Genomic DNA, 25018 nt, shown 5'->3' with positions numbered 1-25018 from the left:
CTGGCAAGGCCTCGCTCCGCTCGGACCGCCCTCGCTTCGCTCGTCAAAGTCCTTCTTCCGTTACGGCTCCGCCTGGCCGGCCACCCGACCCCTTTCGACCGCCCGATTCCCCGGGCTTCCGCGACGAAGACTTGGCGGCGATCTACTGTCATGTGATGGCGAGGGGTGGACTGTGTCCACCTTCCGACCGCTACTCGGGTGTGGTCTGCTGCCGATTACGACCTTGGAGGCGTCGCGCTGTTCTAGAAGGTTGGTTGCGAAAGGGCAGATCTCATGTTCTCCCGGTGCCAGGGAGCAGATCGCGGGGCGGTGGGTGAACCGGGGTCGCGGCCCCGGGACGAAGGTATAGGTCGGCGGCCCGTAGTTCATGCTGCTCATGCCCCAGGTGAGGTAGAAGGGGCGACCGTTGTCGTCGATCACTTGCGAGGGCGCCACCCCGTCCACGGTGTAGCCGACGTCCAGCACGTAGAACGCTGACCCGGACGCGTGCGAGATGCTCACCTTGACCATGAAGGAATCGGACTCGCCTGGTGGCAGGGGCCGGGAGTCGTCACGTTCGAAGGTCGTGGTCTCGCCCGACCAACTCAGGATCAGTTCCTGGATGTCCGCACGCGCGCCGTCAGACTCGCACTCGACGGTGATCGGGGGCGCAGGAGGGAGTTCCCGATCTTTCACGACTCGCGTCGTCACCCGTATGTCGCCCAGCCTCACGGGGCGCATCGCGCGGACGTTGACGACCATCGGCCGGGACATGATCCGGACCGGTTCGAGGCCTTGGCGTCGAAGCCATTCGAGGGCCTCGTCGCAACCGGTAACATCCGGCGGCGGCATCGTGGTGAGGAGGGCTGGCGCCGGGAACCGGTGCCGGTTTCGATCGCCTCGACCAGGAGCCCGGTCTTGTGCAGGTGCAGCTCGTCGACCACGCCGCCGTGGATGTTGCCACCGTGCTGGGCGTCGGCGGCTGAGGCGATGACCTTGAAGTAGCTGCCGCTCGCCGGGTGAATGATCTTTGCGGCGAGTGGCTTGACGTGCCCCTTGAGGGCGGGGGCGTGCTCGGCGAGCTGCTTGATTGGGTCGAAGACGAACCCGGCCTGTTCCCTCGTCGTCGCCGCGGCGAGGACCTGGGCGCCGGGCTCGCCGTCGGCCGCCGTGAGGTACATCGCGATGCCGCCGCACAGCGTCGACTTGCCGTTCTTGCGCGGGATGTCGACGTACAGCTGGCGGACGACCCGCACCCATTCGCCGGCGCGGTTCTTCTTGACCCACCCGAAGACCGGGGCCAGGACGTAGGCGATCGATCTGATCGCAGGTCGTCCCAAGGCGTATCCGCAGGTCAGACGTCAGCAGGACGTTAGTTCGCAAATGTGGTTAGGTCTGCCCCACCTCGGCGCCCGCCGAGGCGTTCGCAGAGAGGAGCAGCTCACATGACGGTGAGCCTCAGCGGTAATCCACTCGGGTGCTACATGGGCGAGTGCGGCCCGCGCATCTGGGCGGTCGACGTCGTGCCGGGTCACTGGCGCGAGGGGTGGATCCCGCCGACAGCGGGCGAGCCTGGAATCCGGGTTGAAGGATGGTCCGCCGAGACGGTCATCTTCACGTGCGACCGCCACGGCGGGAGCATGGGGCAGGCCGTCGTCACGATCATTCCGGGTAGCCGGGACGAGGAGGCGATCCAGCGCACCGGGGTGGCGATGCGGGCACTGGGGGCCGGGTGGCGCGAGCGGCACGGGATCCCGGCTGCGACCCACGATCACGACAACGTGCGCCTTCAGGAGCTGGCCGACGCCGTAAAGCGGATCGGGTCGGTCGCGGCTGCTGCCACGGTTCGCGACGGGAGCTAGCCCGATCAGCAGGGCCCGTGCGATCCGCCGACGCACGGGCCCCTCACCTGATCTACCGACCTTCCGACCCCCATCGGAAGGTCGGTAGTGGAGGGGCCGAGGACCGCAGACCCAGTTGCCGTGCTCTCCCTGCACCCATCGACCCATCGGATCCCCATCCGAGAGCTATGAGAGGACGACAGCGGGGGCCACTGCCGTCCTCGGGACACGTCCGCGCCACGTGCCCGACCAGCGCCCACGGGGAGGTAGGCGCCGGAGTGGAGCCCAGCGCAGGGACGGTGTCCTGCACCGGGAGCGTGTGGGCCCGGCACCCCGCGAAGGTGAAGGTGCCGGGCCGGTGGCCTGGCCGCCAGATGAGACCCGACGCCAAGCGATGAGGTTCGGAGGATCAGGGACCCGCTTCCGAGCTGCGGGCGCTCGCCGGCACAGCCGCTTGCGCGGGGGCCGGACATCCCGATCCCTGAGCGATCCTCCTGATGGGAATCTTGTGAACCTCCAGCCAGACGGCCAGAGCGGTGTCTTCTTCTCGGATGGCGGCGGCGGCTTCGGTCGTGTGGTCTGGGTGGATCAGGATCGTGCCCGTGAGCGCTTTGCCGGTGCCGGGCCCGGCCGGCCTCCCGAGCGGCCGAGCCACGTTCTGTGGATAACCGGTGGTGCTCACAAGGGGCGGGCGGACAAAGGAGCCGGGACGGCCACTCCATGGACATCCACCCTGATTGCGTCCCGGAGACGACTCAGGCCCGCACGGGGCGGGCCTGGGCATACGTCATCGGCTGAGGGCATGATCCCTGAGCCTTTTCCATCGTGACGGTGCTGGTCACGGGAGGCGCAGGAACCGGGGTTGAGGTCGAGATGAGACTCCCGGTAAGACAGCAGTCGACCAAGATCCGATGCCCCAACCGGGAGCCTCGTTGCTGTCTTACCGTGCCGCGATTCCGCTGTCGAACCGCACCCTGGCCCGCCTGGCCGACCTGATCCGCGCCCGCCGTGCCGAACGCCGCTGCCGATGGCGGCGCCTGAGCGCCGGACGGCAAGCCCTGCTGGTACTCGCCCACCTGCGCAACGGCGACACCTACACCCGCCTGGCCTCGGGGTTCTCCATCGGCACCACCACCGCCTGGCGCTACGTGCGAGAGAGCGTCGACCTGCTGGCCGCCCTGGCCGACGACCTCCACGCCGCCGTCGCACGAGCCGGCCGCCTGGCCTACGCCATCCTGGACGGCACCCTCATCCCCATCGACCGACTCGCCGATCAAAAGCCCTACTACTCCGGCAAACACCGGCGTCACGGCCTGAACGTCCAGGTTCTCGCCGACCCCATCGGCCGGCTGGTCTGGGCCTCACCCGCTCTGCCCGGCGCCGTGCATGACCTGACCGCCGCCCGCACCATCGGCCTCATCGACGCTCTGACCAGCGCCGGCGTCCAGATCCTCGCCGACAAGGGTTACCAAGGCGCGGGCGGTGCCATCCGCACCCCGTTCAAGCGGCACCGGTATCGGCCGCGGCTGTCCTCTGGCCAGGAGGCCGTCAACCGCTCGCACGCCCGCATCCGGGCCATGGGCGAACGCGCGGTCGCAACGTTGAAGACCTGGAAAGTCCTGACCAAACTCCGCTGCTGCCCACACCGCGCCACCGCGATCGTGCAGGCAGTCCTCACCCTGGAGACCATCGAAACCACTCGCTACTCAGGATGAAAAGAGCTCCCTGTGGATAACCCGCCCCGTCAAGCTCTTGGGGGATTGCTTCGAGCCCGATACCTCAAGAATAGATGATATAGATAAATTGCGATGACGGTCGGAATTGCCAAGATAAACAGACTCGGCCAAAACGCAATCTCGTGTTTCTTGATACCAGTAACAGGAAAGTAAACTATCGCTCCAACCATCCCGAAGAGCGCCCCAAATTCTCCCGCCAAATAGTAATCCATAAAATTCTCAGGCAGAGACCAAGAGGCTGCCCACCTTGCAATCCTCGTTGATTTCCGCGATACGACGGCCGCGATTGCACTGGCAGCAAAGCCGAGCGCCGTAAATAGCTTGAGTAATTTACCGGGCCGATCCTCGATTACTGCAATCAGCTCTTCGGATCGGATATGAGATCTAACTGCGTCGCCATACTGCCACGAGACAGACCGTCGAATGATCTTCACCGCCAGCCAGGGACATACCTCGAACATCTCATTGGCGGCTAGCCCGAGCACTAGGCCAATGAATATTTCCCACCCACTCATTGAGCACTCCCGAACAGCATTCGTCGGAGGTGGATGAGCGATGCGAATCCTGTCGTCGGCTTCAACCGGAACGTCTGCGGTCGACGTTGGGCGAGATGATTTTGTGCTGCGAGGGCACCCTCGCCGGTGAGTCTGTAGAACCGGCGGCGCGGCCCGGCCTGATCGGGGCCGAGCTCCTCCCATTCGCCGACGATCCAGCCGGCGTCCTCGAGGCGGTCGAGGACCTTGTAGACGGTCGGACCGCTGCGCTTGATGGTCTTCATGATCGCCCACCCGTGGACGGTCGCACCTTGCTGGGTTGCTTCCAGCAGGACTTCGAGCACGTCGAGGGTGGGCTGCGTGATCCTCTGCAGCTCCTCCATGTCCTTATATTACCTAGTCGAAATAGATGGCGCGACGGTATCCTCAGCTCTCCTTGGCTTGCTGGCGTGACCGGCTGACGATCTCGATCGTGACGAGAAGACCGACGTAGGTCGCTGCGGGGAAGATCCAGCCAAGGTGAAACGGAAGCTGCGCGATCCGGTCAGGTACTCCGTTTAGAACGATGCCCGCGATGATCAGAGGGGTGCCACGGGCGTCGAACCTTGCGGACTGTGCGTCGCTTGCAGCCAGCTTTTTGTCGACCGCTGCGAAGCCTGCGGTTGCCTGTGCGCGGAGCTCCCTGACGTCGGCCCGGCGGGCGACGCGCTCCTTCGTGATTTCGCCGCTGAGGGTATTTGCCCGGTTCATCAAATGACCCGTGACGCGCCGGATGTGTTCGAGTTGAGCTTCGACGGTGGCCCCTTCAGGCCAATCACCCATGCCCGTCTTGACTGTGGCGCTCCCTGCGAAATTGATGCCACCACCGCCCGACCCAAAGATCACTCCAGTTCTGCGACGCCCCAGCATCGCTAGGGCGGAGTCTCTCCAGTCCCGAACTCTTCCTATGAGCAGGGACATCGCCTTGGGAGCGACGACGATGACGCCTGCTACGCCAGCCACGACACTGACCCACCGGTTCACTTCGGTGAGCCACATAGCCTCGGTCCAAGTGGCTATTTCCAGGGTCGGTTCCATGGACGACCAGGTTAGAGATGTTCTGGCCTGCTTTAGCCTGGAGTCGCGAAGATCGTCCGATGCGTCGTGCCGGCCCATGAACGAATTGGCCGATAGCATCCAATCGTGCTGATTCCTCCGCCGAGCGGCCCGCCGCCTGACAGTAGCGACGACTAGAGCATCTGGCAGGACCTGATTTTCGGTGATTTTGGTGGCGCTTTTCTAGGTGCGATAGCGGCCGTGGGCGTCGCTATCTACGTCGTACGCCGAGACCGGGTTGCGCGGCTGAACGATCGACGACTCGATATCTGTACGCAATTGATCGACGCGATCGACGATCTGCGTACCAGCTTGGTTGTCGGCCTCGATGAGGTGCGCGTCCCTGCTCAGCGAACCTATGCCGCAGTCGCTAAGATTCGCGGAATGTTCGAGACCACCCATCCGCGCTATTGCCGCTGGCTGAATGAGCGGGTCACGGAAGTGCGAAGTGAGCTTCTGGCCCTTACAGCCGAAGACGTCGTTCACAAGTATGGGACCGACGCCGAAAAGGAAGGCATCGTCGTCCGGACACGGAAGCGAATCGATGCCGTCGGCAACTTGGATGCGAAATTGGCGTCCCTCATCGAGAACACCACTTTCTGGATGGCCAAGCCAAGCGCCTGGAAACCGGATACGAAGATGATCGACAACTGGCAGAAGGCGAAGACGGAGTACCCGTGGCTGGTCCATCACCGCGAAGACGACCCACCGCCTACGCAGGAGTGAGCCGCGCCGCCCGTTCAGCCAGCCAGTCCCACTCGTAGACCTTCCAGCACGGCCACCCCCGCCACCACGTCCCCACGTCCTTGCTCGGCGGCTCGCACTCGTTCTCGCAGACGATGACGATCTACTGGTCGCACCGGTCACAGAACCGACGGTCCGGCTGCCCATGAGCACACGCCCGGTGGCCGAGCAGGTCCCGCACCCTCCACGTGTGCGCCCCGCCCGCCGGCGACTCCGGCGTCACCCCCTTGCACCACGGGCAGACGACCTCCAGCGCATGGCCGTCGTAGACCAGGCCGAGCCCGCGGGCGACCGTGGCGACCATGACCCGGGTCTGCCGGTGCGCGTTGGCGATCGGGTCGAACTCTCCGGCGCGGTCGAGTTCGGCGATGCGGCGGCCGGCGAACCGCAGGTACGGCCGCGCGTCGGCCATGTCCGAGCTCGGCGGCGGCAGCTCGGGGCAGCGGGCGGCGTGGGCGAGCTCGTCGGCCAGGAGCACGGCCTCGGCCAGCAGCCCGGTCAGGACGTCCAGCACCGGCACCCGGACCGGTGCCGGGCTCGCGCCGATCGCGTCCGCGGTACGTTCCCAGCGCTCCATCTGGGCCTCCCAGTCGCGGTCGTCGCGCTGCTCGGCGGTCATCTGCGGTCGGCGGAACGGGGCGGGGGTGTCGTGCATGCGGGACTCGGCGAGGTCGGGCCAGTAGGCGGATACCCAGCGGAGGTCGGCGGCGGCACGGGCGGCGAGGGTCACGGGGCGGCTCCAGGGGTCGGGATAAGTCAGAACAGGGTCAGGAGCTCGGGCACGGCCAGGCCGCTCGACGGCTCGCGGCCGGCCGGTGTGGCAGGTGCACGAACACGTCCACCGGCAGGCCCGATCGGCCAGCCACACGTGGGCGTCGTGCAGGCGCCGGGGGCCGGTGATGGCCTGGGGGGATGGCAAGGCCTTCTACCTGCGCCTATACCGGCCCTATACCTCCGCCCGCGACGGTCACCCCAAGTCGCTTTCGCAGCATCCAGCGCATCGTGCTGGAGAGCGCAAGCTTCGAGACAGGAGAAGACGTGAAGTTGAGGACAAGAAGGGCAGTCATCGCTGCCGTGATGGCGGCCAGCATCTCGGGAATCGGCCTGGGAGTTGCGGCCCCCGCTCAGGCGGGCCCGCCTCACGACTACCCGCGCATCTACAGGGGGTACGCCACCCAGTTCGAGTGCCTCATCAACAAGGCGGTGCTGAGCACCCAGTGGGACTGGTACCAGTCCTGGTGCACGTACACCTGGCAAGGGGGAGAGGACGCGGACTACTGGCTCTGGTACGTCGAAGATTGATGCGCTGAAGTGCGCCAGCGGGTAGGAGTTCCCTCCCGCTGGCGTGGCCGGCAGCGGAGTCCGGGCGCTCACCGGACTCCGTCCCGGACCCACTGGGCGATCTGCTCGCCGGTCGGCTCGATCCAGTACGTCGTCCCGTGCGGGCAGGTGTGCGGGTCATCGGTGTACGAGCCGTCCACGAGGGGCGGTTCGGTCGAGACGGTGACCTCGACCCCCATGTCGGCCATGAGGGTTCGGAGCACGTCGGCGCACGTGCTGTGGTCAGCCATCGCTCGCCTCCGGCAGGTGGTCCAGGGCGGCCGCGTGCATCAGCTCCAGCTCCCGCACGGAGGCCTCGCCCTCCCGCTCGGCCTCGGCCCGCAGGATCGGCGGCCCCGAGTCGATCGCGGCGAGGGCTTCGTTACGACCGGCCGGGCGGCCTTCGGTGAACCAGCGGGTCTCGGTCGGGTTGCCGATCTGGAACAGCAGGCCGTTCTCGATGCGGTGCCGCTCGAAGGACCGGGTGACCCAGACGACAGCGGCACCCGGATTGCGGCGGAGCATGACCCCGGCCGGGTCGACGCCATCCTCGACCTCGCGGCGGGTCATGTGCGGCGTCGTCAGGAACGGGCACGCTCGAACCGCGTACAGGGCACAGTCGCGGTGCGACGGCGGCTCAGACGTGACCCGGTTGACCGCGCACATGGGGCCGATCACGAACGCCCGATAGGAGCCCAGCGGGCCGCCACACAGCCAGCAGCAGCCGAACCGGATCGCGTCCTGGAGCTTCCCCGGGCCGACGATCCGGTGGTCGGGCTGGCCGCGATCCACGCGACGAACCAGGGGACGACCCGGCCGTGCTTGTCGATCGGGAGGGCGGCCATCCGGGTCGGGACGGCCGGTTGGGGGGTCAGTCATGGTCGACTCCAGGTGGGTGGCAGGGCTGTCCGTCGGACATGTGAGTCCAGGCGGGAGGGAACACCACCTCGTCGTGGGCGGCGCAGGCGTACGTGACGTGGCGGGCGACATAAGGACGGTCCGTCTCCTCCCACGGCGGGACTGGGCCGCCTTGCGAGGTGGCAGCCAGGCGGGACAGGGCGCGCTCGCGGACCTCCGGCGGGACGTCGCCATCGAGGACGACGTCCCAGTCGCGCACCTGGAGCTGGGCCAGCGGCAAGGTGGCCGCCAGACCGGTCAGCGTGGGGGCGGCCGGCCTGACGTGAGGGGCGGCCGCGAGCAGGGCGCGGTCAGCCACCGTCCACCTCCGGCCGCTCGACCCGCGCGGGCTCCGGCTTGCGGATGACCGTCGTTGTCCCCCACGGAGTGGACTCGGTCCGCATGTCGGCCGTGGTGAGGGTCTGGCCGTGCTCCCGCAGCCAGACCTCGCTCACGGCCCCGATGACGGCGGCGGCAACGTCCAGACGGGCCGGGAGTGGGATGACGGCCAGGACGGGACGGTCAGCCATGGGTGTCGGCCTCCCGGTCGGCGGCGTGACGTGCACGCACCGCCCCCGCGATCTCCCCGAACGCCTCGGCGAGCTCGGGCGTGACCGGCCCCGGACCCTGAACCTTGATGGGGCCGCTCGGCGTGTCGATGACCTCGCAGGTGGGCGGCCGGTAGCCGCCGTGCATCTCGGCCTCATGGTCGAGGGCGGCACCCTGTCGGAGGTTGTCAGCCACGGCGGGCCCGCCATTCGTCGAGCGTGATGCCGTCCTCGAAGCGGCCATGGGCGATGTCGAGGGCGAGCTCCTTCAGCTCACGCGCTTCCTCGTCGCTCTGGCTTCGATCGTGATGGAGATCTCGTCTTCGTTGATCTCGATGGTCTCTTTCATGATCCCTTCCTGTGAGTCTGTGGCGCTCTGCATGTGGTCGGCGCCCCTCCGTGTCGACAGGGGGCGTACGGGGCCCCTGGTGGATGTGAGGGGCGTGGGGGGTGGGCTATCGGCGGAGTCGCCTCGGGAATGGGACGACGTTCGCCGGGAGCGGGGCTGGCGGCTTGGGCTCGGGCCAGAGCGGAATCAGGTCCGACACAGCGGGAGTCATGGCCCCTCGTCGCTTCGGAGCTTCGCCAGCAGTTCGGTGGCCGACCCGGGCTGGGAGCTCCATCGCTGCCAGACCCTCGGCCATGGCGTTGATGCCTTAGGCCGCCGGGCTCAGCTTCTGTCCGGTCGTCTGGCCGGCGAAGAGGATCTGGTCTCCACGCGTCCCGAACTCAGCAGCCGCACGGGACGCGATAGCCGTCAGCTGCTCCGGAGTACGGTCCACCATCTCCGCCATCCAGAACGGGACCAGCATCAACATCGCATCGGCGAGTACGGCGAGATCCCACGGCCCCGGGGCGTTGATTCTCGTGGCGGTCAACGGCCCTCCTGGTCGTGGTCGAGTCCGAGGGCGGCCTCCAACTCCTCGCGTGCCCGCTGGGCCCCGCGCTGGGAGGTCGCGGCCGGATCGGCCGGCGGCGGCGTCGGCCGGAGCGGCTGGCCAGGGAGCGGAGGCCGCCACCCGCGCAGCTTCAGACCCTCGACGTAACGACTCGCCAGGTCCTGGACGAACGCCGCCTGGACGTACGGGCGGAGCATCAGGGCCAGGCCCTCACGGGCTTCTTTCCAGGCGGCCTGGATCTCCGGGTCGGTGTGCGCGGACTCGGGGCTCATGGCCGGGTCCCTTCGATCGCGGCCCGGAGCGCGTCCAGCCGGCGGATGCCGACCCCGTGAAGGGTGAGTCGTCGTCGGTGCGCTCGGAGAGCTGGCCCACGGTCGCGATGCCCTGGGACGTGAACGGCCGGGTCGTGTGCCAGGTGAGGCCGGGCAGCGACGTTACGAGCGTGTCGGCGGCCAGGCCGGAGGCGGCGATGAGTTCGGCGAGGGCCACGGCTCCCGCCCTTCGAGGGCAGCGAGCACGCGTCGCCCGGCGTCGGCGCCGGTCATCTCGTTCGCCCAGTCCTCATCGGGCTTGGCGGCCCAGCTCTCGGCAAAGGCGCGGACTCGGGCGACGGCGGCGAGCGCGTCGTTACGTCCGGGCCCTGTGGGCAGCGGGGCGTGTCCGTCCCTCTGGGCTGCGGTGTCGTCCCCATCGAGGGCGCCGAGGATGAGATCGGCCATCGCGGGGCCGACGGATGGCCACGGCCCACCCGGCATCGTCGAGGAGGTCGGGTTCCGACGCCGTGACGCGGACTGGAGTAAGCGGCGACGGTTCCGGATCGGGGTGCAGCCCGGCCGACGAGAGCGTGGTCGCCAGCATTATTCCGACGCCCAGACCCACCGCGGCGAACGCCACGGTCCTCAGCGCGCCCATCGTGGGCTTTCCCCGGGGGCGAGTTCGTCGTAGCGCTTGGTCCAGGCGTTGAACTCGAACTCCGACCCGTATGGGGGAGCGAGGGCCGTCGTGCGGAAGGGTTTCCCGTCGTTGTTGATCACCACTTCCTCTTCCACCTGGTCGGATTTCGTGGTGAGGACGATCTCCCATTCGCAGTAGCAGGTCTCGGTGACGGCGTCCGCGATGAGGACGATCGGCTCACCGGTTTCCAGGGAGATGGTATGGGCGTCGATGTAACGCTTCTCCCGCCACACGTCCCTTTTGTCTATCGTGACGGCTTCCCCCGGCTTGTCGAGATCGAATCCCAGCCGGACTGTCTCCTCCTGCCCTTGGGGCCAAGCGACCACCAGGCTTCCGTTCCACGGCGACAGGCGCTTGGTGATCCGAGGAACGATGCTATCGACGGTCACGGCTTTCATCCGGTTCCCCCATAATTTGATGCGAATTTTCGAAAGGGATTTGCCGGGGTCGATCTGGATCGGGTCGTATTCCTTGAGGAGTTCTTCCATGGGTGGGATGAACCCTCGAATGTTTCGCACCCGGTTCTTCCCGGCTTCGTCCAAGGGCTTCACGAACGCGTAGATGTCGCTCGAGGTGGAGTCGAAGTCGTATCGAGCCTCGTGGAGCAGTGCGGGCTGCTGTTTGAGCAGCTCTTCTTTGCTGGCCAGCACGGCCTCCTCGTTGCGGATCTCCAGGAGGGGCTGACGAACCAGGTCGCGATGCTCGCGCCCACGAGGGCGATGAGGGCGACAAAAAGGTCACGCCGTAGTGGGCGGTCTGGCCGGTCGGTCTTGTTCCGCTTTCCGCCTCGCGGCCGCATCGATCCTGATTTGCCGCGTTTCTTGCTGCCCATCCGCTATGTCCCTCGTCATCGCAACTGATCGCTGGGCACAATACTTGGATTTCCTAATGCGAATCGTCGATAAAGCGATTTGCGTCCTGATTCCTCAGGAATATGCGGGAGCCCCAACCTTGGGTGCGCGAGACGAGGGCGGCCCGTGGTTGGGTTTTTTGCGGAGGAACGGCGCATCCTCGACCAAGCGGGCATGGTCGCCTTGTCAGCCCGCATATTGCGGCACGCCTTCGCGACGAACCTAGAGCGTCTGACCTGCTTTGAAATCCCGCGTGCGTGTGGCCGGGCCGACCGGCCCACATCGCTCGGCTTCCCGTCGCAGGACCGCGCGGTCAGCCCAGGAACGAATGAGCCGCCAGCCCCCTCACGCCGGGGTCGGCCAGCAACGTCTGACCGGACAGCGGATGGTCGCCCGCCGCCGTGGTGATGGCGAGAACGTCGAGATCCGGTCCGGCGAAGGCGCATCGGGTCGGCCGCTCGACGGGGACCTTGAGGATGCGGTCGATCGTGCCGTCGGGGGCGTACCGGACGATTCTTGAGCCGTTCCACTTGCAGTTCCAGACGCCGCCTTCGGCGTCGACGGCCAGGCCGTCGGGGAAGCAGTCGTCGTCGGTCGCGAAGATCCGGCTCTCTCCTTCTTGCGTGTACGCGGTGATCCGCCTGCTCGTGGAGTCGACGTGGTAGACGGTTCTGCCGTCCGGGCTGAAGGCCGGGCCGTTGGAGCAGATGACCCCGCCGAAGATCTTCTCCACGGTGAGGTCGGGGTTCAGGCGGTAGAAGGAGCCGGTGGGGTCCTTCTCGGCCAGGTTCATCGAACCGAACCAGAACCTGCCCTCGGCGTCGACGGCGCCGTCGTTGAGACGGTTCTCCTCGGCGCTTTCGACCTCGACGATCGGTTGGATCGTCCCCGCGTCGATGTCGGCGAAGGCGATCGTGTGGCGGAGTGTGGCCACGAGGCCGTGTCGTCTCAGGGCCACGGCGCCGACCGGGCCGGGGGTTTCGAGGGTGAGGGTGTCGCCGCCGGCCCAGGGTTTGGCGTAGATCCGGTGGCCGAGGATGTCGACCCAGTAGAGGCGGACGCCGTCCCACAGGGCGCTTTCGCCCAGGCGGCAGGGGATGTCGCTGAAGACGTCAATCATGGGCTCTCTCCCGGCCGTAGGCGAACAGGATGGCGAGGATGACCAGGCCGTAGATCATGAGCCGGCCGTGTTCGGGCACCTGCTGCGCCCGCAGCACCGTCGTGACGGCCACCAGCGTGAGCGACCCCGCCACGACGCCGACGTAGTCGCCGCGGCCGCCGAGGATGGACACGCCGCCCACCACGACCGCGGCGATCGACTCGAACAGGTAGGGGTCCCCGAGTCCCAGGGACGCCTGCCCGCCGTAGCCGACCAGCATGATCCCGGCCAGCGCGGCGAACCCGCCCGAGAGGGTGTAGAGGGCGACCGTGACCCCCTTGACCCCGACCCCGGACAGGAAGGCGGCCCTGGGGTTCACGCCGGTCGCGTACACCCGCCGCCCGAAGACGGTCAGCCGCAGCAGGACCGTCACCAGCAGGGCGATGCCCAGCCAGACCAGCAACGCGGCCGGGACGGTGCCCGCGAACAGGTCCCGGAGCGGCGACGGGGCGTAGTGGCCGCAGTCATCGCAGGTCAGGCCCTGGGAGAGCCCTAGCGTGAGACCTTGGAGGACACCGTTCATCCCGAGCGTCATGACGACGGCCGGCACTCCGAGCCAGGCGACCCCGAGCCCGTTGACGAGCCCGGCGGCCAGTCCCGCGCCGATCGCCAGCGCGAGCGCGACGGGGAGGCGCTGCGACATGCCGAGGCTGGTGGTGGTGAGCACGATCGCCGCCGCGTTCAGCACCCACGGGATCGACAGATCGATCCCGCCCACCAGCACGACCAGCATCTGCCCGGCCGCGACGAACCCGGTGAAGCTCGCGACGACCAGCACGGCCCGCAGCCCCGGCCAGGACGCCAGCCCGGGGGTGAGGACGGCCCCGATGACCAGGACCGCGACCGCGATGGCGGCGGCGTAGAGAGCGCGGCGGTTCATGTGGCCCTCCGGCGGTGGATCCCGCGATTCTCCGGCGGCGCGATCATGTCGTCCTCCGGCGGGCGAGCAGGGCGGCGGCGGTGCCGAGGAGGACCGCGACGACGAGGAACAGGCCCTGGAAGAGCGACTGGTAGAGCGGGTCGATGCCCGCGAAGAACAGCACGTCGATCACCAGTGTGAGCGCGACCGCCCCGGCGACGGCGCCCATGGCGCTGCCTCTTCCGCCGGTGAACGCGACCCCGCCCACGACCACCGAGGCGATGGACGTGAGGATGAACGGCGCGCCCGCGTTGGCGTCGCCCGCTGTGGTGGTGGACACGTAGAACACCCCGGCGAGCGCCGAGCACAGGCCGGAGAGCGCGTAGACGGCCGTTTTGACCCGCTCGACCGGGATGCCGACAGCGCGGGCGGACGTCTCGTCGCTGCCGACGGCGTAGACGCGCATGCCGAACCGGGTCCGCCGGAGCACCCACCAGCCCGCCACCGCGAGCGCCAGCCATCCCAGCGCCGTCGGGATGTTCGGGTTGGACAGGACCGCCCTGACCTCGGGCATGATCGACCCGCCCGGAACGGGCAGCACCCAGAGAGCCGCCCCGGTGTAGATCGAGAGTGTGGCCAGTGTGGTGAGGATCGGCGCGATCCGCCCGAACGCCACGATCAGCCCGTTGACCAGCCCGGCCGCCGCGCCCAGAAGCAGCACGACGAGGATCCACCCGGGGGCCCCACCGGTCGCGGCGGTGACGGCGACGCAGACGCTCACCACACCGCCCACGGACAGGTCGATGCCGCCGGTGAGAACGACCAGACTCTGCCCGATGGCGACGAGCGCGAGCGGCATCGTCGTGTTGAGAATGGCCAGATAGTCGAACGAGCCCGGAGGCCTGCCCAGGCTGGTCGTATAGACGGCGAAGTAGGCGACGGCGGTCGCGATCAGCACGAGATAGCCGAGCCGATCCTGCAGATCACGCATCGGCCGTCTCCCTGATCGAGGCGGCGACGATCTCCTCCGCGTCGCCGACCGGGCCGGCGAGTTCGGCTGCGATACGACCCTCGCGCAGGACCAGGACGCGGTGGCAGAGGTGGGCGATCTCCTCGGTCTCGCTGGAGTAGAAGAGGATCGCCTTGCCGTTCCGGGCCAGGTCGGCGATGAGGTGGTAGATGTCGTGCTTGGTGGCCGCGTCCACGCCGCGGGTGACGTCGTAGAGCAGGAACACGTCGGCGTCGGTCAGCAGCCAGCGGGCCATTACGGTCTTCTGCTGGTTGCCGCCCGACAGCTCACCGGCCGCTCGGGAGGTCGCGCGACCGGCGCCGATGGCCAGCTTTCCCGTCACGTCGGAAATCGCGGCGTTCTCCGCCTGGTGACGGATGAATCCGGCGCGGGAGCGCCGGGTCAGCGTGGTGAGCGCGATGTTGTCGCGGATCGACAGCGGCAGCAGCAGCCCTTCGGCCTTCCGGTCTTCGGGGACATAGGCGATCCCCGCCCGGATGGCATCCTTGGGCCCCCGCAACGACCACCTTTCTCCTGTCCTGTGTACGCCGAACCTCCGGGCCACCGCGCCGAAAGCCCTTCTCGCGACCACCCTCCCGTCGTCGGGCGGCTGTCGACGAGCGGAGATCCGACTCCGCCCGACGGACAACTGGCCCGCCACGGGCTTCCGGGCGCCGAACAGCGTCAGGAAGAGGTCGCGCTGGCCCTGGCCCGCCAGTCCCCCCACGCCGAGGATCTCGCCCTTGCGCAGGTCGAAGGACACGTCGCGGAGGCGACCGCTCGTCAAGCCGGTCACCGTGAGCGCGTTCTCGCCGACCTCGATCGCCGAGACATCCGGATAGGTGGCGTCGAGGGTCCGTCCCGTCATCAGGGTGATCGCCTCGTCTTCGGTCAGCCGCTCCCGGGTCGCGACGTGCGTCCCGTTGCGGAAGACGGTTACCCGGTCGGCCAGGCGCTCGATCTCCCGCCAGCGGTGCGAGGTGAAGACGACACAGGCCCCGCCGTCGCGCAGCCGCCGCATGTGCCCGGCGAGCCAGTCGACCTCCCGTTGCGCCAGCGCCGCCGTCGGCTCGTCGAGGAAGACCACGTCGGGTTCCAGGGCCAGGACCCGGACCAGCTCCACCACCTGTTTCTGCGAAACCGCCAGGTCACGCGCGGGGGAGCGGGGGTCGATCTCGCTGACCCCGTACAGAGACAGGAGGCGGGAAGCCTCGGCGGCGAGGTGGCTACGGCGGACGAGGCCGAGCCGCCCCCGGGGCGGCGCGGTGAGCAGCAGGTTCTCGGCCACGGTCAGGTCGGGCAGCAGGGACAGTTCCTGGAAGGCCGTCGCGACCCGCCCGGAGACCGTCACGGTTCCGGCGTCGGCCCGGAGCACGCCGCACAGCACCTTGATGAGGGTGCTCTTGCCGGCCCCGTTCTCTCCGGCCAGAGCGTGGATCTCTCCGGGACGCGCCGTGAAGGACGCGTCCCGGAGGGCCAGGACACCGCCGAACGCGCGGTGTATCCCGGTGGCCTCGACCGTCATGGGGCGCCGAGCTTGACGTCGAGGGTCTTGCCGGGGCACGGGGTGCCGTCGGTGGCCGCCTCCTGGCAGAGGATCAGGATCGCGTCCGGGCCGGAGTCGGTGAAGTCGGCGAAGAAGCTGTCGGGCAGGTCGGGGAAGACCGTCTCGCCCGGTGTGAGTGCGGAGCCGGTGACGACCGGGAACGGGATCGTCAGGTTCCCCTTCTCGCGCTCCTTCTTGATGACCGCCCGCGCCAGTTCCAGCGCCACCACCGACAGGTAGGGAGGCTGGCCGATCGACATCCCGGTCACCTGCGGGGTGAGGGTCCCGGCCATGTACTTGCGGAAGCCGTTCTCGGCCTCGCCGCCGAACACCGGCATGTCCCGGTCGGCGTCGGCGAAGGCCTTGATGACGCCGTCGGTCCCGCCGGACACCCACACCCCGTCGACCTTCGGCAGGCTCGGGAGCTGCGCCGCCGTGACGCGCTGGGCGGTCGCCGAGTCCCACATCCCGCTGTATTCCGCCACGACCTTGATGCCGGGACTGGCGGCGAAGACCTCCTTGGCGCCCTTGTTGCGGTCGCTGTCGGCGCCGGTCCCGGCCACACCGGTGACCATGACCACGTTCCCCTTGCCGCCGAGCTGGTCGACGACGAACTGGGCGAGCTGCTGCCCGAACTTCACCTGGTCGGTGTTCACCGTGAGGCCACACGGATGATCGACCGTGTTGTCGAACGACACCACGACGATGCCCCGGTCACAGGCCTGCTGGACGACCCCGTTGAGCCCGCTCGTCGAGGCCGCGTTGATCACGATGCCGTCGACGCCCTGCGAGACCAGGTTGGAGATCTGGCGTGACTGCGTCGACACGTCGTTGCCGGCGTTGAAGACCGAGCACTCGACGGCGGTGGCGTAGGGCGGCATCGCGCAGGCCGCTTTGAAGACGTTCTCCATCTCGACCCGCCACTGGTTCCCGATGAACGAGTTGGACAGGGCGATCTTCAGTTTTCCCTCGGGCGCGGTGGCGGGCGGCTCGGTAGCCGTCCCGCAGGCCGTCGCCACCACCAGCATGAAGAGCATGCCGAGGCGGGGTAGATTCATGATTGCTCCACATTTGTATCGCCGCCACGGGCCCACCCCGTGGCGTAAATGGCCCGGCTCCCGGCGGCAACCGTGAGCCGGGCCGTCACTTCCTGACGGGCAGCGGAAACCTCTCGTCGTCCCGCAGCACCACCGCGGCGGCGCCCAGGACGACCACCACGTCCTGATCGAGCTCGCCGACGATGAAGGGCGGCAGTACCTCCCCTGCGTGGATGGCCCGGCGGGCCATGGACTCCCGCAGCGGCCCCAGCAGGATCTCCCCGGCGGGCGCGAGGTTCCCGCCCAGGACGATCAGTTCGGGGTCGAGCAGGTTGTAGAGGTTGGCCGCGGCCAGCCCGATGTGCCGGCCCGCGTCGGCGATGACCCGGCGGCAACCGAGATCCCCGTCGTGGGCGAGCGTGATGACCTCGGCGATGGACAGTTCGCGTCCGTGGCTCCGCCGCAGGTTCTGGGTGATCGAGAAGGCGTTGGCCAGCGTGTTGAGACAGCCCCGGCCGCCGCACTCGCAGATCTCGCCGTTCTCGTCGATCGTGGTGTGGCCGAGTTCCCCGGCGGTGCCGTTCGCCCCGGCGTACAGGGATCCGTTGAGGATGAAGCCGACGCCGATGCCGGCGGCGGAATAGACATAGGCGACGTCCCGCAGCCCGCGTGCCACACCCCACGTGGCCTCCGCGACGGCGGCCAGGTTGGCGTCGTTGTCGACGGCGAGCGGCAGCCGCAGCGCCTCGGCGGCGGCGTAGGGGTTGACGTCCACCCACGGCTTGAGCGTGGTGGCCCGGCCGCTGCGCCCGGTGCCCCGCTGGATCGGCCCGGGGATCGCGACCCCGACCCCGAGAACGCTCTCCCGTGGCCGCCCGTCGAGCAGCCGCTCGATGAGTTCCCCCACCACGACCAGGGTCTTCTTCGGGTCTGTACGCTCATCGACCGCGATCTCCCCCTGCGAGAGAAGCCGCCGGGAGACGTCGCAGACCGCGGCGCGCACCACCCCGTTGGCGATCTCCACCCCCACCGCGACCCCGAGCCGGGGATTGAGGGACAGCAGCTGAGCGGGCCGCCCGGCACCCCGGACCGGCCCTTCCACCTCGATGACCACCCCCGCGCCGATGAGTTCGTCGACGACCACGGTGACGGTCGAACGGGAGAGCCCGAGGTCGGCCAGTTCCCGGCGCGACAGCGGCCCGCGTTCGCGTAAGGCGCGGATGACGCGGGTGCGGTTGGCGGACCGCTGGGACATGGCCCACCCCCTCACAGAGAACGCTCTCTCGAAGTGAACCGAGTATCAGCCGGGTGCCGAGAACCGTCAATACTCATCGGGTCTTATGGCTCATCACGACTGAATTACGCCTGAAACAGGCATAAATCAGGCCCGAACCGATCCGGCACACGTCGAGAAAACGAAAAGGAGGACACCCGGATCGCGGGCGTCCTCCCTTGGTGACGGGTGCTAGGAGCGGCTCCACTTCTGGTTGGAGGCGCCCGTGCAGTCCCACAGGTGGAGCTGTGCACCGTTCGCGGTGTTGCGGCCCACGATGTCGACGCATCGGTTCGCCGCGACGTTCACCAGGTCACCGGCTCCCGACAGCGTGAAGCGTTGCGCCGCGGTGCCGTTGCAGGTGTAGAGCTGGATCGGGGTGCCGTTGGCCGTCCCGGCCGCCGCCGCGTCCATGCACTTGCCCATCGCGCGGACCGTGCCGTCGGCGTTGATCGACCACTGCTGGGCGGTGGTGCCGTTGCAGTCGTACATCTGGAGACGGGCCGCGTCGACCGGGTTGGCCGCCGGGATGTCGACGCACTTGCTGTTCAGCGCCGACCGCAGGTTGCTGCCGGTGCCGCCGCCGTCCTGCTGCCAGGCCGAGACGCGCACGTAGTCGATCAGCATGGTCTGCGGGAACTGGGTGGTGCCGTCGGGGTAGCCGGGCCAGTAGCCGCCGACCGCCACGTTGAGGATCATGAAGAACGGGTGGTCGAAGACCCAGGCGTTGCCGCGCAGGTTCGACGGGGTGACCCGGAAGTACTCCGAGCCGTCGAGGTACCAGATGATCAGGTTGGGCGACCAGTCGACGCGGTAGGTGTGGAAGGCGTCGGCGAGCGGGACGCCGATGTTGCGGTTGCCGCCGATCGCGGTGCCGCCGAAGTAGCCGGGCCCGTGGACGGTGCCGTAGACCGTGTTCGGCTCCTTGCCGACGTTCTCCAGGATGTCGATCTCACCGCCGTTGGGCCAGGTGCCGCCGCCCAGCATCCAGAAGGCCGGCCAGATGCCCTGGCCCCTCGGGATCTTGATCCGCGACTCGAACCGGCCGTACGCCTGGGTGAACTTGTCGGCCGTCAGGATGCGGCCCGAGGTGTACTGGCAGGTGCCGTAGTGGCACTGCAGGTTGGACGGGTTCTCCCGCCGCGCGGTGATCGCGAGGTTGCCCGCGCCGTCGTGGGAGACGTTGCGCGTCGAGTTCGTGTAGTACTGCTGTTCGTTGTTGCCCCAGCCTCCGCCGCCGATGTCGAACTTCCACTTCGACCCGTCGATCGACGTGCCGGCTGCGGCGTTGAACTCATCTGACCAGGTCACAGGACCGATGGCGGCCTGAGCCTGAGGTATGGCCACCAGCCCGCTGACAAGCGTGGCGGCCGCGGTTAACAGGGCTAGGAGCAGCCGGGGTCGGCGCATGGGGATCCTCCGGTCGCGCTTTACGGCTTAAATTAAGAGGATGTAACACCCCTGTCATATGGACTGTCAATAGGAAAGTTTACTTTTTATTCCACACCGCGCGAGCCGTAGGCCGGGCCGAAGACCACCAGGAGGGTCAGATCCTCGGTCACGTCCACGAAGCGGTGCTCCTCGCCCGCCGGTACGAAGATGACCGCCCCCGGCCCGACCTCCGCCTCACCGCCCGGCGTCACGATCCTGGCCCGGCCCGTGGTCACGACGTAGATCTCGTCTTCGGTGTGGGGGCTCTGGTCGTCGACTCCGCCTGCCGGGATGCAGTACGTCCCCACGGACATGTCGGGGGTGCGGAGGTGTTCGGTCCAGTCGCCGTCGGCGTTCGTCCACACGCCGGCGCCTTCGATGATCTGCATGCGCGTCAGCGTACCGACGGGGTCAGGCGGGAGTCGGGCGGACCTTGATCCTGAAGTGGACCTCTTCGCCGTCCACCTTGAAGCGGGCGTGGGCCACCTTCCCCTTCTCCGGGAAGGTCACCACGAAGGACTCGCCCTTGGCCAGGCGGTCCTGGCCGACGCTCTTGTCGTCGTCCTTGTCGAGGTACAGCCGGACCTTGCTCCAGGGGCCGGTCGAGCCGTTCGCCAGGGACACCACCACGTCGCCTCCCTCGGCACGGGCCGTCAGGCCGTAGGGAACGCGTGGGTCGGAGCCGATCGATCGGTCCAGCAGCTCGATGAGTTTGTCGACCAGGTCGGGGTAGCGCTGGGCCACGTTGTGGCGTTCGCCCCGGTCGCCGCGCAGGTCGTAGAGCTCGATGCGGCCCTCGGCGCCGGCGCCGGCGATGTTCGGGTTGAAGCGGATGAGCTTCCAGTGGCCGCGCCGGATCGCCTGCATCTTGCGGGGGCGGTTCCAGATGAGGAACGGGTGGCCCGCGTAGGTGTCGCCGGTCAGCAGGCCGCGGATCGAGCGGCCGTCGATGCCGGCCGGCCGCGGCACGCCCGCGATGTCGGCCACGGTCGGCAGGATGTCCCACAGCGCCACGTGCTCGTCGACGACCTTCGGGGTGAAGGCGGGGTTCCAGGCGATCAGGGGGATGCGGATGCCGCCGTCGTAGAGCTGGCGCTTGACTCCGCGGTAGGGGCCGTTGGAGTTGAAGATGTTCGGGTCGACGCCCTTTTCGTGGTGGGGGCCGTTGTCGGCGGCGAACACGACCACCGTCTCGTCGGCCACGCCCGCCTCGCGCAGGGCGTCGAGGATGTCGCCGACGTGGGCGTCGAGCCGGGTCACCTGGGCGGCGTGGCGGCGGTTGGCCTTCGTCCACGGCTCGTCCTGATAACGGCCCGCGTCGCCCGGGATCTCGCTCGGCGAGTGGGGCAGGATCGTGGCGAACTGGAGCAGGAACGGCTTGCCGTCCTTGGCCGACTCCTTGATGAACTTCACCGCGCGGTCGCGCAGGAAGTCGGGGGAGTAGGTCGCCCCGTCGAACGCCACCATCTCCCTGTTGTGCCACAGGTACGTCGGCCAGTACTGGTGCGCGTGCGCGTGGGTGATGTAGCCGTAGAACTCGTCGTAACCGCGCACGTTCGGGTGGGAGTCCTGGTCGGGCTGCTCGGGCCCGAAGCCCCACTTGCCGATGAGCGCGGTGCGGTATCCGGCCAGCCGCGCGATCTCGGCGAACGTCAGGTCGCTCGAGTTCAGCGAGTGCTGGGTGCCGCCTTCGGGGTTCTCGCGGACGGTCCCGTGACCGGTGTGCACGCCGGTCAGCAGGGCGCAACGCGAAGGGGCGCAGAGCGACGAGCCGGCGAAGGCGTTGGTGAACTTCACACCCTGGGCCGCCATGCGGTCGAGGACCGGCGTGGCGATGATGCGCTGGCCGTACGGGCCGATCTCACACACGCCCAGATCGTCGGCGAGGATGAGGACGATGTTGCGCGGAGCGCGAGCGCGTGCCTCCGCCGTCTGGGCGGTTCCCGCGGACGCCAGCCCGGCGGCGAGAACTCCGCCGGAGCCCGCGAGGAATCCTCGCCTGGTAGTGGACAGCATTGATCCTTGGCTTCTGGTGAGGGCAGGGGAGGCCGGAATGCGGCCTGCCGTGCTGGAACGTACCGGATCTGATCATTTCACGCCAGCTGTCGGGAAATTCTCATCAAGTGGTCCGGAAGTCGGTCCAAATTGGGAACAGAAGTGGCCGCCGGGTAGGGACCCGGCGGCCACTTGGGTGAGATCGGTTAGCCGACCTTCACCGTCTTGGTGCTGTAGTTGCCCGTGCCGGTGGCCGGGTCGTAGTTGCGCTCGACGTTGCCGGCGATGTCGATCGAGAACCAGTTGACGGTGGTGTTCTTGTCAACCGTGATCTGCGCGGCGCCTTCACGCATGCCCGCCTGCTCCAGCTTGGTGCTCTGGAGCGTCGGCTTGCCGCCGTCGAGGGTGTAGTAGACGTTGGCCGCCTCGTTCACCGAGAAGGTGAAGGTCGCGGTGCCTTCGCCGCTCGACACCTTGACCAGGCTGGAGGTGGGCCGCTTGCTGTCGTCGGCGAACTCGCTGGCGACCTTCAGGATGGCGATCTGGCCGTTGGCGAACTCCATGGCCTCCTGGTGACCTTCGGCGAACGGCGGCTGGAAGCCGACGGCCTCGAAGCGCTTGGTGGTCGGGTTCCAGAGGTCGGCGCCGACCTCGAAGTCCCAGCCGATGATGCCGCGGTTGAACCAGTGCTCGTCGGCGCTGTTGCCGGCGGCCGAGTACAGGACGTCCGGGACCGGACCGGTGCGGCCCGGCCAGATGCCCGTGCCACGCCAGGACTGGACGGCCGACAGGATCTCGGACGAGGCGTCCCAGAAGTAGTTCTCGGTGCCGAAGTCGACGCGCGGGAGCAGCTCACGGCCGGCCGACTTGTAGGCGCCGGGAGGCCACATGAAGTAGCCGCCGTACGAGTGGGTGTTCATCGCGAACTTGATGTTCGGGAACTCGTTGGTCAGCCAGACCTCGTTCTTGGCCTCCGGCTCCGACAGCTCCGCCGGACCGGCGTAGGTGTCGCTGGTGCAGGTGGCCGAGGCGCCGCTGTAACCGTCGGAGAGGGAGCCGACGGAGAAGTTGCGGTTGAGGTCCACACCCCACGAGTTGCGGCGACCGGGGTCGCCGTTGTTCTCGGGGCAGTGGTTGGTCATGTTGCGGCGCATCGAGTTGAAGTCGTAGAAGCTGTAGTGCGCGCCGTCGGGGTTGGTCACCGGCAGGATGAAGATGTCGAGGTCGTCGACGAGGTCCTTGGTGTCCCGGTCCGTGGCGTAGTTGCGCAGCAGCCGCTCGGCGGTCTCCATGCAGGTGATGGGGGTCACCCACTCGCGGGCGTGCTCCTGGCAGTACAGGAAGACACCCGTCTTGGAACCGTCGCGGTTCTTGCCGATGCGCAGCACCTTGGTCTGCCAGGGGTCGCGCGAGATGTTCGCGGGGGCCTGGAGACCGTCGGTCAGCGTCGCCGCCGCGGCGGCGGGCGCGACCGCGGTGCCGGTGTTGGTGCGGTAGAGGCTCGCCTTCACCAGGGCCGCGGCGGGCGCGCTGGCGTTGATCGCGTCCACGACCTGCTTCGACGTGCTGTTGACCGCGCCGGCCTCGTTGGTGCCGAGGCTGACGGTGATGGCCTTGGCGTTCACCGCGACGGAAAGCGGGCTGTTAGCGCTACCAGGGTTGGTCAGCGCCGTGGTGATGCCGTTGCCGCCCTCCGAGCCGTAGGCCTTCGAGCTCACGTAGAACGACGACGCGCCGGTGCCGCCGAACTGCGCCTGTGCCAGGCGGCGGTAGCCGTTGGTCAGGTTGGGCATGTCGACGATCTCGGCGATCTTCGGGAACTCGGCGGCGAGACCGACGATGCGGTCGGTCAGCTCCGTCGGGTCCATGTAGTGGTCGATGAAGTCCGACACGTAGTGGGGGCTGGGCGCTTTCTGCGGCGCGCCGAGCCACTGCTTGACGTCCACGGTGACGGTGCCGCCGCGGTTGCTGGTGATCGTCACCTTCGAGGGAGCGGTGTTGATCGGCAGCGGCGAGTTGAACCGGTGGTACATGTACTGACCGGCGTCGGTGAAGCGGCTCATCGTGGCGGTGCCGCCCGAACCGGGCTCGGTACCCGGGCCGTTGTCCCAGCTCACGCTGAGCACGGTCTCGGCGTCCACGGCGCTCGACTTCACTTCGACCGACAGGAAGCGCTGGCCGCCGGTGTTGGTGAACCACTCGGAGCGCAGCACGGTCAGCTTGTCGCTGTCGGCGGCCTCGGCCGCGGCGATCCGCGCGAGCGCCTGGCGACGCTGCGCCGTGTTCTCGGCGAAGTCGCTCTGGTCGGAGATGGTGCCGCGCAGGTCGTAGCCCTGGTCGCGGAGCGCCTGGGCCTCCTCCGGGCTCAGCACCGCGTGGATCTCAAGACCGTCGTCGACGGGCTTCTTGTACTCGGCGAGGTCCACGCCCATGTCGTTCAGGCGGTCGACGGCCGCCTGGTCAGGAACGACGATGCGAATCAGCGCGACACCGTCTTGGGTGCCGGAAGGCTGCCGGTCAGGGGTGACCACGCTGACCGGTGGCACCGGGTCGGCGAGGCTCGGCAGGGGGCTGAGCACCAGGGCGAGTGGGATGGCGAGGCCGACCGCCAGTTGGCGGCTCCTCCTTCGGGGAACGATCCTCACTGAAGTTCCTCCAGGTGTGCGTGCCTGCCAGGCGAGGTTCTACCGGGCGGGAGAGGGCACGCGAGTGTTTTTGAAGTCTTCGCCCATGAGATGATCACCGTCAAGGTATCGAAACAACCGATTTAGGAAGTTTCGATAACTAAATGGTCTATTCGGACACAAAGCGACAAAACGCCCAGGGTGTTAGGGTCGCTCCGTGGTCTTTCGGGTGACTTTCGTCTGCACGGGTAACATTTGCCGCTCTCCCATGGCCGAGCACATCCTCCGTCGCAGGCTCCAAGACGAGGCCCTCGACGTCGAGGTCGACAGCTCGGGCATCCACGGATGGCACACCGGCAAGCCCGCCGACCAGCGCACGGTCGCCGCCCTGCGCCGCGCCGGATACACCAGTGCTCACAGCGCGCGCCAGTTCCGCGCCCTCTGGTTCGATCGGTACGACCTGATCATCGCACTCGACGGCGGACATCTCCGTGACCTCCGCTCGATGGCGCCGACCGACGCCGACCGGGCCAAGGTCCGCCTGCTCCGCGAGTTCGACCCGGCCGCCGACTCCCCAGACGTGGACGACCCCTATTACGGCGACCGCGCCGGTTTCGAGCGGACCCGCGTCGAGATCGAGGCCGCCGCCCCCGGGCTCATCGCAGAGATAAAAGCGCATTTGACCCCGTGATTGACTCGGCATAAATGTCCGTCTCGCCATAAAATG

At 68.0% G+C, this 25018-nt stretch carries 30 protein-coding genes; 5 read left to right on the top strand and 25 right to left on the bottom strand.

The features are described 5' to 3' along the window. Positions 1 to 60: 60 nt before the first annotated feature. Together AW272_RS34870 and AW272_RS34865 are read right to left on the bottom strand one after the other, a co-directional pair. Entirely contained in the window at positions 61 to 741 is a 681-nt protein-coding gene (locus AW272_RS34870) for a hypothetical protein (protein WP_066374176.1), read from the bottom strand. Next, positions 708 to 1319: a terminase large subunit domain-containing protein gene (locus AW272_RS34865; protein WP_066374175.1), complete on the bottom strand. Its 612-nt coding sequence runs from the start codon at positions 1317 to 1319 to the stop codon at positions 708 to 710. The genes AW272_RS34870 and AW272_RS34865 overlap by 34 nt, the downstream gene beginning before the upstream one ends. 105 nt (positions 1320 to 1424) lie before the next feature. Here AW272_RS34865 and AW272_RS34860 point away from each other — a divergent pair, with 105 nt between their 5' ends. Both AW272_RS34860 and AW272_RS34855 read left to right on the top strand, forming a co-directional pair. After that, positions 1425 to 1841: a hypothetical protein gene (locus tag AW272_RS34860; RefSeq protein WP_157519061.1), complete on the top strand. Its 417-nt coding sequence runs from the start codon at positions 1425 to 1427 to the stop codon at positions 1839 to 1841. A gap of 911 nt (positions 1842 to 2752) precedes the next feature. Further along, the gene (locus AW272_RS34855; protein WP_066374171.1) at positions 2753 to 3535 is read left to right on the top strand and encodes a transposase family protein; all 783 of its coding nucleotides are present in this window, start codon (positions 2753 to 2755) and stop codon (positions 3533 to 3535) included. 29 nt (positions 3536 to 3564) lie between these two features. Here the strand turns inward: AW272_RS34855 and AW272_RS42745 are convergent, their stop codons facing one another. From AW272_RS42745 to AW272_RS34845, 3 genes are read right to left on the bottom strand one after another with little or no spacing between them, the layout of a single operon-like run. Next, a complete protein-coding gene (locus AW272_RS42745) occupies positions 3565 to 4071 on the bottom strand; it encodes a hypothetical protein (RefSeq protein WP_157519059.1) in 507 nt (168 codons plus the stop codon). Further along, positions 4068 to 4433: a PadR family transcriptional regulator gene (locus AW272_RS34850; RefSeq protein WP_066374168.1), complete on the bottom strand. Its 366-nt coding sequence runs from the start codon at positions 4431 to 4433 to the stop codon at positions 4068 to 4070. Before AW272_RS34850 ends, AW272_RS42745 begins: the two co-directional genes overlap by 4 nt. Before the next feature lie 43 nt (positions 4434 to 4476). Continuing rightward, positions 4477 to 5127, bottom strand: a complete 651-nt coding sequence (locus tag AW272_RS34845) for a hypothetical protein (RefSeq protein WP_066374167.1) — start codon at positions 5125 to 5127, stop codon at positions 4477 to 4479. A gap of 219 nt (positions 5128 to 5346) precedes the next feature. Here AW272_RS34845 and AW272_RS34840 point away from each other — a divergent pair, with 219 nt between their 5' ends. Then, positions 5347 to 5871, top strand: a complete 525-nt coding sequence (locus AW272_RS34840; RefSeq protein WP_157519057.1) for a hypothetical protein — start codon at positions 5347 to 5349, stop codon at positions 5869 to 5871. A 121-nt stretch (positions 5872 to 5992) separates the two neighbouring features. Here AW272_RS34840 and AW272_RS34835 read toward each other — a convergent pair whose 3' ends face one another. Then, positions 5993 to 6619, bottom strand: coding sequence for a hypothetical protein (locus AW272_RS34835; RefSeq protein WP_066374160.1), 627 nt, complete (start codon positions 6617 to 6619; stop codon positions 5993 to 5995). 308 nt (positions 6620 to 6927) lie between these two features. On the opposite strand from AW272_RS34835, the gene AW272_RS34830 reads away from it, so the two are divergent. After that, the gene (locus AW272_RS34830) at positions 6928 to 7191 is read left to right on the top strand and encodes a hypothetical protein (protein WP_066374159.1); all 264 of its coding nucleotides are present in this window, start codon (positions 6928 to 6930) and stop codon (positions 7189 to 7191) included. Between the two features lie 68 nt (positions 7192 to 7259). Here AW272_RS34830 and AW272_RS34825 read toward each other — a convergent pair whose 3' ends face one another. From AW272_RS34825 to AW272_RS34735, 19 genes are all read right to left on the bottom strand, one after another. Beyond that, positions 7260 to 7460: a hypothetical protein gene (locus tag AW272_RS34825; RefSeq protein WP_066374157.1), complete on the bottom strand. Its 201-nt coding sequence runs from the start codon at positions 7458 to 7460 to the stop codon at positions 7260 to 7262. Next, positions 7453 to 8001, bottom strand: coding sequence for a hypothetical protein (locus AW272_RS34820; RefSeq protein WP_083959019.1), 549 nt, complete (start codon positions 7999 to 8001; stop codon positions 7453 to 7455). The genes AW272_RS34825 and AW272_RS34820 overlap by 8 nt, the downstream gene beginning before the upstream one ends. Positions 8002 to 8080: 79 nt before the next feature. Beyond that, positions 8081 to 8425 (bottom strand): hypothetical protein, encoded by a 345-nt coding sequence (locus tag AW272_RS34815; protein ID WP_066374153.1) that lies wholly within the window; start codon positions 8423 to 8425, stop codon positions 8081 to 8083. After that, a complete protein-coding gene (locus AW272_RS34810; RefSeq protein ID WP_066374151.1) occupies positions 8418 to 8636 on the bottom strand; it encodes a hypothetical protein in 219 nt (72 codons plus the stop codon). The genes AW272_RS34815 and AW272_RS34810 overlap by 8 nt, the downstream gene beginning before the upstream one ends. Then, complete coding sequence (locus AW272_RS34805; RefSeq protein WP_066374149.1) at positions 8629 to 8850, bottom strand: hypothetical protein; 222 nt, start codon at positions 8848 to 8850, stop codon at positions 8629 to 8631. Before AW272_RS34805 ends, AW272_RS34810 begins: the two co-directional genes overlap by 8 nt. Before the next feature lie 460 nt (positions 8851 to 9310). Next, positions 9311 to 9532, bottom strand: a complete 222-nt coding sequence (locus AW272_RS34800; protein WP_066374147.1) for a hypothetical protein — start codon at positions 9530 to 9532, stop codon at positions 9311 to 9313. Next, positions 9529 to 9825, bottom strand: coding sequence for a hypothetical protein (locus tag AW272_RS34795; protein ID WP_066374145.1), 297 nt, complete (start codon positions 9823 to 9825; stop codon positions 9529 to 9531). Before AW272_RS34795 ends, AW272_RS34800 begins: the two co-directional genes overlap by 4 nt. 162 nt (positions 9826 to 9987) lie before the next feature. Continuing rightward, positions 9988 to 10272 carry a hypothetical protein gene (locus AW272_RS34790; protein WP_066374143.1) on the bottom strand — a complete coding sequence of 95 codons (285 nt, stop codon included), beginning with the start codon at positions 10270 to 10272 and terminating at the stop codon, positions 9988 to 9990. Positions 10273 to 10452: 180 nt separating this feature from the next. After that, the gene (locus AW272_RS34785) at positions 10453 to 11157 is read right to left on the bottom strand and encodes a hypothetical protein (protein ID WP_066374141.1); all 705 of its coding nucleotides are present in this window, start codon (positions 11155 to 11157) and stop codon (positions 10453 to 10455) included. 514 nt (positions 11158 to 11671) lie between these two features. Then, positions 11672 to 12478, bottom strand: a complete 807-nt coding sequence (locus AW272_RS34780; RefSeq protein ID WP_066374140.1) for an SMP-30/gluconolactonase/LRE family protein — start codon at positions 12476 to 12478, stop codon at positions 11672 to 11674. Beyond that, complete coding sequence (locus AW272_RS34775; RefSeq protein WP_066374135.1) at positions 12471 to 13397, bottom strand: ABC transporter permease; 927 nt, start codon at positions 13395 to 13397, stop codon at positions 12471 to 12473. Before AW272_RS34775 ends, AW272_RS34780 begins: the two co-directional genes overlap by 8 nt. Before the next feature lie 43 nt (positions 13398 to 13440). Continuing rightward, positions 13441 to 14367: an ABC transporter permease gene (locus AW272_RS34770; RefSeq protein WP_066374134.1), complete on the bottom strand. Its 927-nt coding sequence runs from the start codon at positions 14365 to 14367 to the stop codon at positions 13441 to 13443. Continuing rightward, positions 14360 to 15910 carry a sugar ABC transporter ATP-binding protein gene (locus AW272_RS34765; RefSeq protein WP_066374132.1) on the bottom strand — a complete coding sequence of 517 codons (1551 nt, stop codon included), beginning with the start codon at positions 15908 to 15910 and terminating at the stop codon, positions 14360 to 14362. The genes AW272_RS34770 and AW272_RS34765 overlap by 8 nt, the downstream gene beginning before the upstream one ends. Beyond that, the gene (locus AW272_RS34760; RefSeq protein WP_083959018.1) at positions 15907 to 16989 is read right to left on the bottom strand and encodes a sugar ABC transporter substrate-binding protein; all 1083 of its coding nucleotides are present in this window, start codon (positions 16987 to 16989) and stop codon (positions 15907 to 15909) included. The genes AW272_RS34765 and AW272_RS34760 overlap by 4 nt, the downstream gene beginning before the upstream one ends. A gap of 85 nt (positions 16990 to 17074) precedes the next feature. Beyond that, positions 17075 to 18223, bottom strand: coding sequence for an ROK family transcriptional regulator (locus AW272_RS34755; RefSeq protein ID WP_066374128.1), 1149 nt, complete (start codon positions 18221 to 18223; stop codon positions 17075 to 17077). Positions 18224 to 18433: 210 nt separating this feature from the next. Continuing rightward, on the bottom strand, positions 18434 to 19552 hold the full coding sequence (locus AW272_RS34750; RefSeq protein WP_245657878.1) for a glycoside hydrolase family 16 protein: 1119 nt from the start codon (positions 19550 to 19552) through the stop codon (positions 18434 to 18436). Between the two features lie 185 nt (positions 19553 to 19737). Then, positions 19738 to 20061, bottom strand: a complete 324-nt coding sequence (locus tag AW272_RS34745; protein WP_066374124.1) for a cupin domain-containing protein — start codon at positions 20059 to 20061, stop codon at positions 19738 to 19740. A 22-nt stretch (positions 20062 to 20083) separates the two neighbouring features. Then, positions 20084 to 21688: an arylsulfatase gene (locus tag AW272_RS34740; RefSeq protein ID WP_066374123.1), complete on the bottom strand. Its 1605-nt coding sequence runs from the start codon at positions 21686 to 21688 to the stop codon at positions 20084 to 20086. 185 nt (positions 21689 to 21873) lie between these two features. Continuing rightward, positions 21874 to 24312, bottom strand: a complete 2439-nt coding sequence (locus AW272_RS34735) for a M14 family zinc carboxypeptidase (RefSeq protein ID WP_083959017.1) — start codon at positions 24310 to 24312, stop codon at positions 21874 to 21876. Positions 24313 to 24508: 196 nt separating this feature from the next. On the opposite strand from AW272_RS34735, the gene AW272_RS34730 reads away from it, so the two are divergent. Continuing rightward, complete coding sequence (locus AW272_RS34730) at positions 24509 to 24982, top strand: low molecular weight protein-tyrosine-phosphatase (protein WP_066374121.1); 474 nt, start codon at positions 24509 to 24511, stop codon at positions 24980 to 24982. Positions 24983 to 25018 lie beyond the last annotated feature (36 nt).

The sequence above is a fragment of the Herbidospora mongoliensis genome (genome assembly GCF_001570545.1).
In the GTDB taxonomy this organism is placed as follows: Bacteria; Actinomycetota; Actinomycetes; order Streptosporangiales; family Streptosporangiaceae; genus Herbidospora; species Herbidospora mongoliensis.
Note: the sequence above shows the minus strand (reverse complement) of the source record. Positions and strands in the feature narration are given on the sequence as shown.